Source organism: Polynucleobacter necessarius, assembly GCF_900095205.1.
GTDB classification, from domain to species: domain Bacteria; phylum Pseudomonadota; class Gammaproteobacteria; order Burkholderiales; family Burkholderiaceae; genus Polynucleobacter; species Polynucleobacter necessarius_E.
The window spans coordinates 139,952-155,785 of the sequence record NZ_LT606951.1; the positions used below are offsets into that span (position 1 = coordinate 139,952).

Here is a 15,834-nt window from a genome sequence, read left to right on the forward strand (position 1 = left end):
TAGGGACTTAAATCATGACCGAAGAAAAATCATTAATCGAGTACCCATCATTATTTCCAATTAAGGTTATGGGTAAAGCAAATCCTGAGTATCTTCCTGCGATCGTGCGTATTGCTAAACAATTTGATCCTACGTTTGATGAGAGCAAGGTTGAACAACGCCCATCTAAAGATGGAAATTATTTAGGCATCACTTTGCCAATAACAGCCACCAGCCGTGAGCAGTTAGATGAGCTCTATAGGACTTTATCTACGCATCCATTAGTTAGTATCGTTCTGTAATAGCACTCATGTCAGCTTTAGTAAAACAACTCGGATTGGCTGATTACGCATTCACGTATGAGACGATGAAAGCATTTACTAAAGCGCGTACCAATGAGACCCTCGATGAGATTTGGGTTTTAGAGCATCCGCCCGTATTTACTTTAGGTTTGGCTGGAGACGCGAATAATCTCCATTCCCCCACAAATAACATTCCACTCGTTCAGGTAGATCGGGGCGGCGAAATTACGTACCACGGGCCTGGACAGATTGTTGTTTATCTCTTGCTCGACCTTAGACGTCTTGGGATATTTGTGAAGGAATTGGTATCCCGGATAGAGCAAGCCTTAATTGATACATTGGCAGATTTTGGAATACAGGCTGAGAGACATCCTGGAGCCCCAGGAATATATATATCTGAGCAGTCTAGAGTGTCCTCAGAGTGGTTTGGCGCCAAGATAGCTGCTCTTGGGCTAAAGGTCTCTAAAGGTTGCTCCTATCATGGCTTAGCTCTCAATGTGGCAACGGATTTGGAGGCATTCAAGCGTATCCATCCTTGTGGCTATGAGGGTTTAAAGACGGTTGATATGCGAACTCTTGGGATTAGGGACAATATAGACACTATTAGCCAAAGGCTTTTGCAGCACCTACAAAAGCAACTGATGCCATCATGACAACAAATAAGACTGACAATAACCCTTCCGTTGAGGCGCGCCAAGATCTCAATTACGACGCATCACGTAAGCAAAAATCGAGTGAGAAGACTGCGCGTATTCCGATCAAAATTGTTCCTCTTGAACAGGTTTTAAAAAAGCCCGATTGGATTCGCGTAAAAGCAGCTTCAGGTAACTCGCGATTTGCAGAAATCAAAAAAATATTGCGTGAGAACGAATTGGTGACGGTGTGCGAAGAAGCGAGCTGCCCCAATATTGGAGAATGTTTTGGTAAAGGCACTGCCACTTTCATGATCATGGGTGACAAGTGCACTCGACGTTGCCCATTTTGCGATGTAGGGCACGGAAGGCCAGATCCACTTGATGTCAAAGAGCCTGCAAACTTGGCTCGTACTATTGCAGCGCTAAAACTAAATTATGTAGTTATCACCAGTGTGGATCGTGATGATCTTCGTGATGGTGGCGCGATGCATTATGTAGATTGCATTTCTCAATCACGCGCTCTTTCCCCCAATACACGTATTGAGGTATTGGTTCCAGATTTTCGTGGTCGATTAGACAAGGCTCTGGATATTTTTGCTGAACATGCACCCTCTGGTTTGCCTGATGTGATGAATCACAATCTAGAAACTGTTCCGCGTTTATATAAACAAGCTAGACCAGGCGCTGACTACTTGCATTCTTTAAAGCTATTGAAAGACTTTAAAGAGCGTTTCCCGCATGTCCCCACTAAAAGTGGTTTGATGGTCGGGTTGGGTGAAACAGACGAAGAGATTTTAGAAGTAATGCGTGATATGCGTGAGCACAATATTGACATGCTGACCATTGGTCAGTACCTCGCTCCTTCAGGACACCATTTACCTGTTACGCGCTATGTTCACCCGGATGTCTTTAAGATGTTTGAGGAGAGGGCATATGAAATGGGGTTCTCCCATGCAGCAGTTGGTGCCATGGTGCGCTCAAGCTATCATGCTGATCAACAAGCTCATGGAGCGGGGGTTGTCTAGAAGCATTTTTAAGGCCGTCAGTTTATTCGCAGCAATAGTTTTTCTGATTGCCTGCAGTCCTAAATTAGACTGGCGCACGGTTCAGTCGCCACAAGAGCAGTATACGGCTTTATTTCCTGGCAAGCCAGACAAATTAGAGCGACGCATTCCCTATCTTGATCAGGAGTTTTTACAAACACTTGAAGCGGTAAAAATTGATGAAGATATTTATTCGGTCAGCACTATTCAATTACCCGCTGGTCAAAGTGCTTCATTGAATATACTGATATCACAATTGCAAAATAATTTGTTAGATAGGGCAAAAGCATCTGGCGGCGATGTCATTGTTGAGGATGCATTTTATAAAACAGTAGATCGACAACGTTTACCGACCAAAGATTATTTTCTAGATTTAAAGGGTGGTGATAATTCTCAGCAGCTGATGCGCGTACGATGGATTAATCGAATGGCACCAAATGGCGCTAGTTGTATTTATCAGATATCAATACTGCATACAAAATCTGATTCACCAAATGCAAAAACTTTTTTCTCTAAAGAAGAATACGAAAATTTCTTTAGTAATTTTGCCCCAGAGTAAATCTAAAAATAATGAATTAGCAAGAGCAGACAGTTTTTACTGTTTTTCGAGCGCCGCTACTTTAGCTTCCAAAGCCTCTAATTTTTCTCTTGTCTTAGCAAGAACTTTTGATTGAAGTTCAAACTCTTCGCGAGTTACCAAATCCATTTTCTGAAAACCTTGATTCATCATCGCGCGCACATTCTTTTCAATTTCCTGAGCGGGTGAGTTGCGGATCGCATCGCCAACCTTATTCTGCATATCGCTTGCGATGCGTTGAATTTGTTCGAGTATTTCGCCAGGTTTTTGCATGATGAGGGTCCGCTGTTTTATTGATAGTTGCATAAAAGATACACATTCACATTTTAAGTTGTATGCGAAAAAGTGCCCAAAAAAGGGTCAAAACTTGAAAAATCACCAAAATTCCCTGATGCGGTGCAATATTTAGCACCATAAAAGTGTAATAGCATTAACTAGGGGAATCCGCCCGGAACCAGAAATGCCCCGACCTTCATGATCACTCCATGCAATCAGCATTTAGCCCATCTTTTATTACAACCAGCAAAGAGTATAACACATGAAAACAATTCACAAGACAGCAGTTTCTGCAGCAGCAGTAGCTTTGTTGACAGGTCTTGCATCTTCAGCAGCTTTTGCTGCTGATGAACCAGCGGCGCCTGAAGTCAGCCCGGTTACAGCTAACGTGACTATCACAAACGACTATCGTTATCGTAGTATTACTCAGTCCAACTACCAACCTGCCATTCAAGGTGGTTTTGATTACGCTCATGAGAGCGGTTTATATATTGGTAACTGGAACAGCACAATTAACTGGGTTTCTAACACCACTAACAATGGCATTAAAGTTCCAATCGAAATGGACTTCTACGGTGGCTTTAAGAAAGAGTTGATTGCCGAAGGTTTTGCATCCGACATCGGTGTATTGCAATACTACTATCCACAAACAGGTGGCAACTACAACTTGACCATGGTTAATCCAAATACAACTGAGTTATATGTAGCCCAAAACTTTACTTTTGGACCTGTAACTGGTTTCGTAAAAGCGAACTACTCGTTAACCAATATTTTCGGCATCCCACAAAGCTCAGGATCTTTCTATCCAGACTTAACAGTTAACTATGACACTGGTATTTGGGGCATTAGCTTGAATGGTCACGTTGGATATCAGAAGGTTGTAGGTCAGCCAGGATCACAGAATGGGGTTTCTACAGCGCATGCAGGAAACAGTCTTGGCTATACAGACTTTAAGTTAGGCGCGACTAAAGACTTTGGTGGTGGCTTATCTCTTGCTGCTGCTTATGTCAGCACTAATGCAAATCCTGCATGGTGGAATACTTATTCCAGCACAACAACTGGCACGCTCACAAGCGCAGCTGGACGTCTAGGTGCTGTAGTTTCTCTAACTAAAGTATTTTAATTATTTACTCTGAACGGAGAAACATATGAAATTAATTACCGCAATCATCAAGCCATTCAAGCTTGACGAAGTGCGCGAAGCTCTCTCAGAAGTGGGAGTTTCGGGCATCACCGTCATTGAAGTTAAAGGCTTTGGTCGTCAAAAAGGTCACACTGAGTTGTATCGCGGTGCTGAGTATGTTATCGACTTTTTACCTAAAGTAAAAATTGAAGCTGCTGTTGAAGATGGCATCTTGGAGCGTGCGATTGAAGCAATTGAAAAATCTGCACGTACAGGCAAGATTGGTGATGGCAAGATTTTTGTCTCACCAGTTGAGCACGTCATTCGTATTCGTACCGGTGAAACCGGCGCGTCAGCACTTTAAAGAGAGGTTCAAAATGTTAACTTGGATGAAACGACTCGTTGCTGGTGGTGCTATGGCTCTGGCCATTGGCGCAACTGGCGTAATGGTTGCTTCACCAGAGCGCATGTTGATGAAGTAAAAAACCTGCTGTAACAGCTCCTGCTGCGGCTCCTGCTGCTGCAGAGCCAGCTCCGGTTCTTTGCTCTGAAAAGTGCAATAAAGCAGATATCGCTTGGATGATGGTTTGTACAGCGTTAGTGTTGTTGATGGCTCTGCCTGGCTTGGCTTTGTTCTACGGTGGCTTAACCCGCAGCAAGAACATCCTGTCTATCTGCATGCAATGCTTCATGGTCTTCTCTTTGATTACAGTGCTATGGGCTATTTATGGCTATAGCTTTGCATTCACGGAAGGCGGGGCACTCATTGGTGGTCTCGATCGTCTGTTCTTGGGCGGCATTAATCCAGATTCAGTTGCTGCAACCTTTAGTAAAGGTGTTGTGATTCCAGAATTTGTATTTATGGCATTCCAAGCAGTGTTCGCGACTATCACTTGCTGCTTAATTATCGGCTCATTTGCTGAGCGCACTAAGTTCTCTGCAATTTTGGTGTTCATGGTTATTTGGTTCACATTCAGCTGCTTGCCAATCGCCTCACATGGTTTGGTTCTGACCTGGTCCAGATGACATCAAAGATGCTGCATCACTCGAAGCAATTACTGCTCGTGCTGGTTGGTTATGGCAAAAAGGTGTGCTCGACTTTGCTGGCGGCACTGTTGTACATATCAATGCTGCGATCGCTGGCTTGGTTGGTTCCTTTGTTATCGGGTAAGCGTTTGGGTTACGGCAAAGAAGCAATGAAGCCACATAACTTAGTTTATGTAATGACTGGTGCTGCACTATTGTGGTTCGGCTGGTTTGGTTTTAACGCTGGCTCAGCTCTTGAAGCAAATGGCACTGCTGGTTTGGCATTTGTGAATACTTACTTGGCTACTGCTGCTGTATTGGGTTGGTCAGTTGCTGAGTGGGTTCTCAAAGGTAAGCCATCAATGTTGGGTGCTGCCTCTGGTTGCGTAGCTGGTTTGGTTGCGATTACTCCAGCAGCTGGATTTGCTGGTCCAATGGGCGCGATCAGCATTGGTTTGATTGCTGGTGTTGTTTGCCTCTGGGGTGTTACTGGCCTTAAGAAAATTTTGGGCTCAGACGACAGCTTGGACGTATTTGGTGTTCACGGCGTAGGCGGTATTACTGGTGCATTGTTAACCGGTGTATTTGCTGATCCAGCATTAGGCGGCTCTGGTATTTGGGATTATGTAGCTAATGCAGTTGCTCCTGATTACTCTATTGCTAGCCAATGATGGATCCAAGCTCAAGGCGTGATTACCACTGTAATTTGGTCTGGCGTGGTCTCTTACGTAGCCTTCAAATTGATCGATATCGTGATTGGTTTACGCGTTAAGGAAGAAGAGCGTGAAGGCTTGGACGGTGAAACTGCTTACGAGTCTTAATTTGTAGATTTACCCCTCACTGGGCGGCTCTGGTTGGTTGCCTAGTTTTGAGCGCGGGATCCTCGGATCCCGCGTCTTTCTTTTAATAATCTTACAATGGTGGAATGGTTCCACATCTCATAACTGCACTCAGCGGCCCTTTGCTCGAATTAGAGTCAAAGGTTTTAGAAGCGACCCCAACCATTGAGCGTTGGTTCAGATTGGAATGGCAGGAGCATACCCCGCCTTTTTACTGTTCGGTCGACTTGCGTAATTCCGGCTTTAAGCTGGCGCCGGTTGACACCAATTTTTCCCCAGGCGGTTTTAATAACCTTTCCCCGCAAATGTTGCCCTTGGCTGTGCAAGCTGCGATGGCTGCTATTGAGAAGATTTGCCCTGAAGCAAAAAATTTATTATTGATTCCTGAGAAACATACCTGCAATACTTTTTATTTACAAAATATTGCTCGCTTGTCGTCGATATTGCGTCAAGCAGGTTTGAATGTTCGTCTTGGCACCTTTTCTGAAGAAATTAAAAAACCCACTTGGATTGAATTGCCAGATGGCAATCGTCTTTTGATGGAACCGCTTTCTCGACTTGGTCTCAAAAAGCAACGCCTAGGTTTAAAAGATTTTGATCCATGCTCAATTTTGTTGAATAACGATTTATCAGTAGGTATCCCTCCGATTTTGGAGAATATCTATGAGCAGTATTTATTACCGGGCCTACACCCAGGTTGGCATGTGCGACGTAAATCAAATCACTTTGCAGCTTATGAAGAAGTAGCCAAGAAGTTTGCCAAGGTGGTTGATATTGACCCTTGGATGATTAATCCTTATTTCACTAGTTGCTCAAACATCAATTTTCATGAGCGCAAAGGTGAGGATGATATCGTGAATACGGCATTAAAGAAAAGCCTTATGTTGTAGTAAAGGCTGATGCTGGCACATACGGTATGGGTGTGATGGTAGTTAATGATCCTGCTCAACTAAAGGGCTTAAATCGAAAAGACCGCAATAAGATGAGCGTTGTTAAAGAAGGCTTAGAAGTAAGCGATGTTCTCATTCAAGAAGGGGTTTACACCTTTGAGAAGGTAAATGAGGCTGTTGCTGAGCCTGTGGTGTATATGATTGATCGCTATGTTATTGGCGGATTCTATCGAATTCATACCGATCGTGGTCCTGATGAAAATCTCAATGCGCCAGGCATGCATTTTGTGCCACTAGCGTTCGAGCAAAATTCAATGCCTGATCTAGGGGCAAAGCCAGGCAGTGCTGCACCTAATCGTTTTTATTTATATGGGGTAGTAGCTCGCCTTGCGCTTCTTGCTTCATCACTAGAGCTTGAGCGTACTGATCCCAATGCTGAAGCTGCATAAATAAAAAACACGAGCTTCTCAATAGAAAATATGGACCTTCTTTTTATTGCAGATCCCCTTGGGTCTTTCAAGCTTCAAAAAGATACCACCTTGGTAATGATGCGTGTGGCTTAAGAAGCTGGTCATCGGTTGTGGTTTTGTCAAAGCCGTAATGTTTTATGGAGAGATGATTTATTGTGGCTGATTGCCAGTCTTTGGTGATTAAACCGAGCTCTACTGCCTGGTTTGAGTTGGGCGATGTTGAATCTCGAGCTCTAAAGTCGTTTTCCGCAGCTCTGATGCGTACAGATCCGCCGTTTGATATCGAATATCTCAACACTACTTGGCTGTTATCCGCGGCTGTTCGTCAGGGTGCAATGGTATTCAATGATCCAAGTGCTGTACGTGATCATTCAGAAAAATTATCTATCCTCGAGTTCCCAAAGCTCATCCCTCCTACATTGGTAACTAGCGAATTCAGTGCGGTTGAACGACATCACCAAACCCATGGTGATATTGTGATTAAACCTTTGGACGGCATGGGGGGTATTGGCGTATTTAGAGTTGGTATCGATGGCCTTAATCTTGCCAGTATTGTTGAGACACTTGGAGAAAATGACGCAAGAACGCTGATGGTTCAGCGTTTTCTTTCGGAAATTACTCAGGGCGATAAGAGGGTACTTTTGATTGGGGGAGAGGTAGTGCTATTTGCGCTAGCTCGGATTCCTCAAGGCAATGAAATTCGAGGCAATTTAGCAGCTGGCGGCAAAGGCGTCGCAATGCCATTAACTGAGGCTGAAAAGGTTGCTGAAGAATTGGCGCCTACTTTAAATCGTCATGGATTATTCTTAGTTGGATTGGATTTAATTGGTGGCTATCTCACTGAAATTAATGTGACGAGCCCTACTTGTTTTGTTGAAATTGCTGACCAAACTGATTTTAATGTCCCGCAATTTTGGTTGGCTGCACTTGAAAAGGCATTGACTTAAAAATGGCTGGAATTGTCATTGTTGCACACACACCAGTTGCTAGCGCAATGCTAGGTTTCGCAGAGCATGCTTTTGGTGTATTGCCTGAGTGTGTCAGGGCGGTTGATATCCCTCCACATGAAGATACAAAGGTGAGTTTTGATCGGGTGCTCAAAGCTGCCTATGGCGTAAATACAGGCAATGGGGTGCTTATCCTAACGGATGTGATGGGAGCAACCCCTGCCAATGTGGCAGCAAAGCTAGAGGCGCTAGGCCCTTTGTCTGGATTAAATGCACCTGTTGTTGTGTTGGCTGGTCTAAATCTACCAATGTTGATGCGTTGTATCTCGCATCGCGGAGAAGGCTTAGAGGAACTGGCGCAAAAGGCGCTGGCTGGTGGACAGCACGGAATTTTGCGCCTAGGTGCAAAAGTAAATCAAGAATAAATAAGGGTCTTCTCACTATGCCGAGCGCAGAAATTGAAATTATTAATAAATTAGGTTTACATGCGCGAGCATCTGCGAAACTTTCTCAGTTGGCCGCTCAGTTTCCTTGTGAAATATTCTTGTCACGTAATGGGCATCAAATTAATGCAAAGAGCATTATGGGTGTGATGATGCTTGCGGCTGGTATGGGTAGCACTGTCACGCTTGAAACCGTGGGCGAGAAATCAGATGAAGCCTTGCAGGCTCTCGCTGCCTTGATTAATGATTGCTTTGGTGAAGGCGAGTAAAGAATATGACTTTTGCATTGCATGGAATTCCAGTATCGAAAGGCATTGCCATTGGCAAAGCAGTCCTGATTTCGCGTGCAGCATTAGAAGCTAGTCACTATTTGGTCGAGCCCGGCAAAGAAGAGGCTGAGGCTCAAAAGTTATTAAATGCATTTGATCAGGTTCGTCTAGAGCTAGATCAATTGCGTCAAGGCCTGCCAAAGGATGCGCCTCAAGAGATGGCTGCATTCCTAGATGTGCACGGCATGATATTGGCTGATCCTGCTTTGGCTGAGAAGCCTATCGCATTGATTCGTACGCAACGCTTAAATGCTGCTTGGGCTTTAACAACCGAGCTAAATGATCTGTTAGAACAATTTGCGGATATTGAAGACGCCTATCTGAAGGAGAGGGCTAACGATATTCGGCAGGTTGCTGAGCGTGTAGTGAAGGCTTTAAACGCACAAAAACAAGATCCGCTAGTTGATCCTGATTTCTTGCCTACAAGTGATATCGGCGTAGAGTCCATTATTGTTGCGCACGATATTGCACCGCACGATATGTTGCGTTTTAAAGAGCATGCTTTTACCGGTTTTGTAACTGATCTCGGCGGAAAGACCTCTCATACAGCCATTGTTGCTAGAAGCATGGAGATTCCAGCTGTAGTGGGTGTAAGGCATGCAAGCGAAATGATTCGTCATGGCGATTGGCTAGTATTGGATGGTGAGCGAGGCGTAGTTATTGTGGCTCCTGATGAGCATTTGCTTGCCGAATATCGCAAGCTGCAAACTCAAGTCTTAAAGGAAACTCGTAAGCTTCAACAGTTAAAGCATGCAAAAACTGAAACAGCTGATCGTGTAGAAATTGAATTATTTGCCAATATTGAGTTGCCAGAAGATGCTGTTCAGGCGGTGAAACTGGGTGCTGTTGGGGTAGGTTTATTTCGATCAGAATTTTTATTTATGGATCGGAAGCAGGCCTTGCCAGACGAGGAGCAGCAGTATCAAGAATATCGTCGTGTAGTGGACTTAATGCATGGTTTACCTGTGAATATTAGAACCATTGATGTTGGTGCTGATAAAGCGTTGGGCGGCGGCGATGTATCACAAACTGGCACATCGCCTCTTGGATTGCGTGCGATTCGCTGGTCCCTAACGGAGCCAGAAATATTCTTAACCCAGATCAGGGCAATCTTGCGCGCCTCAGCCCATGGGCAGGCTCGCATCATGATTCCGATGTTGGCACATGCCAAAGAGATTGATGAAACATTCAGATTGATTGAAAAAGCAAAGCAGCAATTGCATCAGCGAGGAAAAGCGTTTAACCCAAATATTCAAGTCGGCGCTATGATTGAAATTCCTGCGGCTGCTTTAGTGCTACCTTTATTTATTGATCGATTTGATTTTCTTTCGATTGGTACAAACGATTTAATTCAGTACACCTTGGCTATTGATCGAGCTGATCATGCTGTTGCACATTTATACGACCCTTTGCATCCTGCTATTCTGAATTTGTTGGCAAACAACATCGGACAAGCTAAACGTGCGAATGTGCCTATCGCTATTTGTGGTGAGATGGCTGGCGACCCCGCATTAACTAAGCTTTTGCTTGGCTTGGGATTAACGGATTTCTCGATGCATTTCAGTCAATTGTTGCTAGTAAAGCGAGAGATTTTGAAGGCAAATGTAGGGTTATTAAGAGCTCGTGTTTCAAGGGTCTTAAAGGCATATGAGCCTGAAGAGCAGGCCAAGGCTTTAGAGAGATTATTGTCTTAGTTGTTTAATGCGGGGACCCGCATACTAAGCATTCAGGATTTCGGCTAATACGGATTTCGTCAATTTGGGTCGTGTGACCATTCCAAAGCAACATCCGATCAACCAAAGGTTCCCCAAAACCAATCAATGCTTGCAGAGCTTGTGCAGCCTGTATTACGCCAATGATTCCAACTAAAGGCGAGTAGATGCCCATGCTCGTACAACTGACTTCTTTAAATTGCTCCTCTGGAGAGAAGATGCAGGCGTAACAGGGTGAAACTGAATTGCGTGGATCAAACACGCTTACTTGGCCATCAAACTTAAGAGCCGATCCCGATACCAGTGGAATGTGATGTCTAACGCAAGAGGCATTAATCAGATGTCTGGTAGAAAAGTTATCAGTGCAATCTAAAACAACATCAACACTTGGTAATAGCTCATCAAAAAGTGCATTATTCGCTTTTGATTGAATAGTTTCAATTTGGATATCAGAATTAAGACGCTGCAAAAATTCTTTTCCAGATGTAACTTTACTTGTGCCAATATTGCTTTCGGTATGCATGATTTGACGCTGTAAGTTAGTAAGCTCAACTATGTCGTGTGATCAATCAGGGTGATATGTCCCACTCCCGCAGCAGCTAAATAGGGGGCAGCAGCGCTACCTAGACCGCCTGCGCCAATAACTAATACATGGGAATGAAGCAGCTTCTCTTGGCCATCAACAGCAATCTCTTCTAGCAATAAATGCCTAGAGTAGCGAAGTAACTGCTGATCATTCATATGCCAATTAGAAAAATCAATAATGTTATTCAAGCTTAGAAGAAGAGCGCTTTACGGGTTGACCATTGATGAAGGCCGCTGCTTGAGCAAGCATGAAATCATCGGCACTACCAAGTTCAGTAGGCTTCTTATTTTTCTCTTTCTCTTTTTCTTCAGGAGTCTTCTTGGCATTCTTTTCTTCAATGCGTTGCAACTCCTCGAGACGACGTTGCTCTCGATCCTTGATGAGTTTATCTTCTGCAGATTGCTTATTGCGTAAATGTTTCTCGCTATCAATTTCGCGAGTAATTAACACATCATCTGGATCGCCATCTTTGTTTTGATCAACCGGAATATCTGGCTTAACGCCATAGGCCTGAATTGACTTACCGCTTGGAGTGTAGTAATAGGCTGTAGTGATTTTGAGCGCAGAGTCGTTAGTAAGTGGACGAACAGTTTGAACAGAGCCTTTGCCAAAAGTAGTCTTGCCAATAATCGTTGCACGTTTGTAATCTTGAAGTGCACCAGCCACAATTTCAGAGGCAGAGGCAGAGTAGGCGTTTACCAAAACTACCATCGGTAGTTTCTTAAATATAGCTGGTACCCCAGCTAAAGGGTCGCCAGGCTCATTGAGGCGATACATAGCTGGCGTCGCGTTAAACACTTGCTTTGAATCAGCCGACTGCCCTTTGGTTGAAACAATGATTGCATCGGCAGGCAAGAACGCTGCAGCAACACCTACAGCACCCTGTAATAAACCACCGCCATTATTGCGAAGGTCAAGAATGATACCTTTTAGTTTTGGATCTTGATTGGCAATATCGGTTAGTTTTTTGGCTAAATCTGGCACAGTTCGTTCTTGGAAACTAGTGATTCTGACCCAAGCAATATCGTTATCTAAAATCTTGGTTTTAACTGATTGAACTTTTATTTCTGCTCGAGTGATGGTAACTGGAAAGCTACGCTCCTCACTCTTGCGAAAGACGGTCAAAGTTATTTTGGTGCCCGGGGTACCACGCATAGTGCGTACAGCTTTATCCAAAGACATTCCACGAACTGGTTTGTCATTTAGTCTTGTAATGAGGTCGCCAGCTTGAAGTCCGGCTCTTGCAGCAGGACTATCTTCGATTGGATTCAATACTTTTACTACACCATCTTCTGAAGTAATTTCAATACCAAGACCAGCAAACTTTCCAGTTGTCATTTCTTGCATTTCTGCAAAATCTTTTTTATCTAGAAAGGTAGAGTGCGGATCAAGACTGCTTACCATTCCCTTAACTGCATCTGTTAGCAATTGCTTATCTTCAATAGGTTCAACATACTCACACTTAATTTGAGCAAATACGTTGGAAAGCGTTCTTAACTCATCGAGCGGAAGCTGTGTACTTTGCTGTGTGTTTGGCTGCGCGCCTTGCTGGGCGGTCGCTGAGAGCTGGATGGTAGCTGCAACACCAGCGATGAGACCAACAGCTATTAGGGCAAAGTTCTTTAGAAAATGACGCATATCTTTTTTGCTTTAATCCAAATAAAAGTGTTGAATAGGTTTCAGGTTGTCATCTAGTTCGTAAACAAGAGGAATGCCGTTGGGGACATTCACCTCCATGATGGCTTCATCAGACATTTGGTCAAGATATTTAATTAATGAGCGAATGCTATTTCCGTGCGCTACAAGCAGAACACGCTTACCAGCCTTCAGGGCAGGTGCAATAGATTCATTCCATAACGGCAGCACTCGCTCGACGTTATCTTTTAGGCATTCACCTAAAGGAATATCAGACGAGCTGAGTTTGGAGTAGCGAGGATCATACTTGGGATTACGTTCGTCTTCAATTCCAAGTGGTGGTGGGCGCACATCGTATGAGCGTCTCCAGATGTGGACTTGTTCATTGCCATACTTTGCCGCAGTCTCTGCTTTGTTTAAGCCAGTCAGCGCTCCATAGTGACGTTCATTGAGGCGCCAACTATGAATAACAGGCAGCCACATTAAATCCATGGTGTCTTGGATGTTCCATAGGGTACGAATCGCACGCCTCAAAACGGAGGTATAGGCGATATCAAATTCATAGCCTGCTTTACGCAGATTTTCACCCGCAGCTAGGGCTTGTTCTGCCCCTTTTGGGGTTAAGTCAACGTCCGCCCATCCAGTAAAGCGGTTTTCAAGGTTCCAGGCGGATTCGCCATGACGAATAAGGACAAGTTGTTTCATAGAGCCATTCTATAATCCGGCGATGAACTTTCTCACTCAAATTGATAATTTAGCGCTCATTGCCCTCCTTTTGGTTTCAGGCTTGGCGCTTTTCCAACCCACATTATCTACGCTTATTGGCGGAAAAGGCTTATCTCCCACTGAAGCAACTATTTGGATTAACCGTCGCAAAGCGCATGTACTCGATTTGCGTTCAGAAGAGGCCTTCAAAACAGGACATCTTCCTGGTGCGAAATTGGTAAATGCTGCTGACTTCACTGCAGTGATTGGAAAGTTGAGGTTAGACCGCAAACAACCCGTAGTGTTAGTTTGCGACACTGGAGCCCAATCACGCAAATTTATGACCGAAACTCAAAAACTGGGATTTGCTGAGGTGGGTGTTCTAGATGGTGGTGTGCAAGCTTGGACGGCATCAGCTTTGCCTTTGGTGAAATAAGGAGAAATCATGCCTCTAGTAACAGTGTATAGCACTCAGGTTTGTCCATACTGTGTGATGGCTGAAAAGCTTTTACTAAAAAAGGCGTTGCGCATTTAGATAAGATTTTGATTGATCGTGATCCATCCCAACGAGAAATTATGATGACCCGTACTGGTCGTCGTACTGTGCCACAGATTTATATTGGTGATACCCATGTAGATGGCTATGACGATTTAGTCACGCTAGATCGTGCTGGGAAGCTTGATTCCTTATTAGCTTAATTGATTAAATAAATTTATAAAGAAAGTTAGCAATGACCGAGCAATCCTCCACACCACAAACAAATTCTGATCAATCTAAAGATCCTAGCTTTCGTATTCAACGGATCTACTTAAAGGATTTATCACTTGAGCAACCGAACGCGCCACAGATTTCATTGGTAGCCTCTGAGCCCCAAGTTCAAGTGGAGATTAATATTTTAGTTGAACCCGTTAATAGTGAAATTTTTGAAGTATCTTTAGCTTGTACTGTTACGGCAAAAGTAGAAGGGAAGGTGCTTTTCTTGGTTGAGGCTAAGCAAGCCGGAATTTTTGAATTTATCAATATTCCACCCGAGCAAATAGATCCAATGTTAGGTATTACCTGCCCCACTATTTTGTACCCTTATTTGCGCTCGAATATTGCCGATACCATTAGCCGTGCGGGCTTTCAGCCTATTCATTTGAATGAAATCGACTTCCATGGCAGCATGTATGATCAGCGACTGATGGCGGCTCATGAAGCTGCTACTAAAGACGATCAAGGGACAGATGAGAGCAAAATTATCCTTCCTCATTAAGCATTAATAGGAGCCAACAGATCATGAAAGTGACCTTGCTTGGTGCCGGTGCCTGGGGGACGGCGATGGCTGCGCAAGCGGCTCGTCATCTGCAGAGCGGCGATGCTTGTTTATGGTCTCGTAGCAAGCAGCAGTTAGTAGAGATTCAAAAGACGGGTGAGAACCAGGTTTACCTCCCGGGCATTTTGTTGCCTAAGGGGCTGAAATTTGAGGGTGATTTAACCACCGTCATTGAAAGACTCTCGAGCCATGATTTATTAGTGATTGTAACGCCAATGTCAGGGCTTTCAGAAACGATCGCTCAAGTTTTAAAGATTGCTCAACATCCCCTCAATATTATTTGGTTATGTAAGGGGCTTGAGCCCAATACCGCTTTGTTGCCGCATCAGGTTGTCGAGCGGGAGAGCAAAATTCATGCGCATGGCATCACGCATTCTTATGGCGCATTATCTGGACCAAGTTTTGCTCGTGAGGTGGGCGCAGGTATGCCTTGTGCCCTAACCGTAGCAAGTAACTCCGCCAAACTTTGCGAGGCAGTGCAGGCTGCTTTTCACCACGGCAATATGCGGATCTACTCAAACGACGATTTAGTTGGTGTTGAGTTGGGTGGTGCTATTAAGAACGTTCTAGCTATCGCAGCAGGAATTGGCGATGGTCTGGATTTAGGTCTTAATGCTCGTGCTGCAGTTCTTACCAGAGGCTTGGCAGAAATGATGCGCCTTGTAAAAGCTGCGGGTGGTAAATCAGAAACTTGTATGGGACTTACTGGAGTTGGAGATTTAATTTTGACTGCTACTGGCGACCTATCCCGTAATCGTAGGGTTGGTCTTGAGTTAGCTGCAGGTAAGTCACTCCCGGAAATTCTGGCAAGTCTTGGGTATGTTGCTGAGGGCGTGCTTTGCGCCTCTGCAGTTGGAGATCTGGCTGCGCGTCTAGGTGTGGAGATGCCAATTACTGCCATGATGGGTGAAGTGTTAGCTGGCCAACTGAAACCACATGACGCTGTTAAAAAGTTAATGGGGCGTGACCCCAAGATTGAATCGTAATTAAAACTTTTCCTA

Annotated in this window: 15 protein-coding genes and 5 pseudogenes; 16 read left to right on the forward strand and 4 right to left on the reverse strand. The window is 44.3% G+C overall.

The features are described from left to right. The first annotated feature begins 14 nt into the window (after nt 1–14). The 4 genes from DXE37_RS00775 to DXE37_RS00790 are packed head-to-tail and all read left to right on the forward strand — an operon-like array spanning nt 15 to nt 2,518. Nucleotides 15–281, forward strand: coding sequence for a YbeD family protein (locus DXE37_RS00775; protein WP_114636244.1), 267 nt, complete (start codon nt 15–17; stop codon nt 279–281). A gap of 8 nt (nt 282–289) precedes the next feature. Beyond that, on the forward strand, nt 290–934 hold the full coding sequence (lipB, locus tag DXE37_RS00780) for a lipoyl(octanoyl) transferase LipB (protein WP_114636245.1): 645 nt from the start codon (nt 290–292) through the stop codon (nt 932–934). Beyond that, a complete protein-coding gene (gene lipA, locus DXE37_RS00785) occupies nt 931–1,941 on the forward strand; it encodes a lipoyl synthase (RefSeq protein WP_114636246.1) in 1,011 nt (336 codons plus the stop codon). Before lipB ends, lipA begins: the two co-directional genes overlap by 4 nt. Beyond that, complete coding sequence (locus DXE37_RS00790) at nt 1,934–2,518, forward strand: hypothetical protein (RefSeq protein WP_231970876.1); 585 nt, start codon at nt 1,934–1,936, stop codon at nt 2,516–2,518. Before lipA ends, DXE37_RS00790 begins: the two co-directional genes overlap by 8 nt. A gap of 36 nt (nt 2,519–2,554) precedes the next feature. Here DXE37_RS00790 and DXE37_RS00795 read toward each other — a convergent pair whose 3' ends face one another. Then, nucleotides 2,555–2,809 (reverse strand): accessory factor UbiK family protein, encoded by a 255-nt coding sequence (locus DXE37_RS00795; protein ID WP_068320637.1) that lies wholly within the window; start codon nt 2,807–2,809, stop codon nt 2,555–2,557. 265 nt (nt 2,810–3,074) lie between these two features. Between DXE37_RS00795 and DXE37_RS00800 the strand changes: the two genes are divergently transcribed. From DXE37_RS00800 to ptsP, 8 genes and pseudogenes are all read left to right on the forward strand, one after another. Next, the gene (locus DXE37_RS00800) at nt 3,075–3,935 is read left to right on the forward strand and encodes a TorF family putative porin (protein WP_114636248.1); all 861 of its coding nucleotides are present in this window, start codon (nt 3,075–3,077) and stop codon (nt 3,933–3,935) included. Nucleotides 3,936–3,960: 25 nt separating this feature from the next. Next, on the forward strand, nt 3,961–4,299 hold the full coding sequence (locus DXE37_RS00805) for a P-II family nitrogen regulator (RefSeq protein ID WP_114636249.1): 339 nt from the start codon (nt 3,961–3,963) through the stop codon (nt 4,297–4,299). 215 nt (nt 4,300–4,514) lie between these two features. Continuing rightward, nucleotides 4,515–5,782, forward strand: a pseudogene (locus DXE37_RS00810) (ammonium transporter). A gap of 104 nt (nt 5,783–5,886) precedes the next feature. Continuing rightward, nucleotides 5,887–7,139 (forward strand): annotated as a pseudogene (gshA, locus tag DXE37_RS00815) (glutamate--cysteine ligase). Between the two features lie 30 nt (nt 7,140–7,169). Then, nucleotides 7,170–8,107: pseudogene (gene gshB / locus DXE37_RS00820) on the forward strand (glutathione synthase). 2 nt (nt 8,108–8,109) lie between these two features. Further along, complete coding sequence (locus DXE37_RS00825) at nt 8,110–8,532, forward strand: PTS sugar transporter subunit IIA (RefSeq protein WP_114636250.1); 423 nt, start codon at nt 8,110–8,112, stop codon at nt 8,530–8,532. A gap of 17 nt (nt 8,533–8,549) precedes the next feature. Then, a complete protein-coding gene (locus tag DXE37_RS00830) occupies nt 8,550–8,819 on the forward strand; it encodes an HPr family phosphocarrier protein (RefSeq protein ID WP_114636251.1) in 270 nt (89 codons plus the stop codon). A gap of 5 nt (nt 8,820–8,824) precedes the next feature. Further along, a complete protein-coding gene (ptsP, locus tag DXE37_RS00835; RefSeq protein ID WP_114636252.1) occupies nt 8,825–10,573 on the forward strand; it encodes a phosphoenolpyruvate--protein phosphotransferase in 1,749 nt (582 codons plus the stop codon). Nucleotides 10,574–10,577: 4 nt separating this feature from the next. On the opposite strand, the pseudogene DXE37_RS00840 reads toward ptsP, so the two are convergent. The 3 genes and pseudogenes from DXE37_RS00840 to gpmA all read right to left on the reverse strand — a co-directional run bounded on the left by DXE37_RS00840 (nt 10,578) and on the right by gpmA (nt 13,517). Continuing rightward, nucleotides 10,578–11,332: pseudogene (locus DXE37_RS00840) on the reverse strand (HesA/MoeB/ThiF family protein). Nucleotides 11,333–11,357: 25 nt separating this feature from the next. After that, on the reverse strand, nt 11,358–12,815 hold the full coding sequence (locus tag DXE37_RS00845; RefSeq protein ID WP_114636253.1) for a S41 family peptidase: 1,458 nt from the start codon (nt 12,813–12,815) through the stop codon (nt 11,358–11,360). A 12-nt stretch (nt 12,816–12,827) separates the two neighbouring features. Further along, complete coding sequence (gpmA, locus tag DXE37_RS00850) at nt 12,828–13,517, reverse strand: 2,3-diphosphoglycerate-dependent phosphoglycerate mutase (RefSeq protein ID WP_114636254.1); 690 nt, start codon at nt 13,515–13,517, stop codon at nt 12,828–12,830. A gap of 22 nt (nt 13,518–13,539) precedes the next feature. On the opposite strand from gpmA, the gene DXE37_RS00855 reads away from it, so the two are divergent. From DXE37_RS00855 to DXE37_RS00870, 4 genes and pseudogenes are all read left to right on the forward strand, one after another. After that, nucleotides 13,540–13,953, forward strand: coding sequence for a rhodanese-like domain-containing protein (locus DXE37_RS00855; RefSeq protein ID WP_114636255.1), 414 nt, complete (start codon nt 13,540–13,542; stop codon nt 13,951–13,953). A gap of 9 nt (nt 13,954–13,962) precedes the next feature. Next, nucleotides 13,963–14,216 (forward strand): annotated as a pseudogene (grxC, locus tag DXE37_RS11950) (glutaredoxin 3). A gap of 32 nt (nt 14,217–14,248) precedes the next feature. Then, a complete protein-coding gene (secB, locus tag DXE37_RS00865; protein ID WP_114636256.1) occupies nt 14,249–14,773 on the forward strand; it encodes a protein-export chaperone SecB in 525 nt (174 codons plus the stop codon). Between the two features lie 23 nt (nt 14,774–14,796). After that, nucleotides 14,797–15,819 carry an NAD(P)H-dependent glycerol-3-phosphate dehydrogenase gene (locus DXE37_RS00870; RefSeq protein WP_114636257.1) on the forward strand — a complete coding sequence of 341 codons (1,023 nt, stop codon included), beginning with the start codon at nt 14,797–14,799 and terminating at the stop codon, nt 15,817–15,819. The last annotated feature ends 15 nt before the right edge of the window (nt 15,820–15,834 follow it).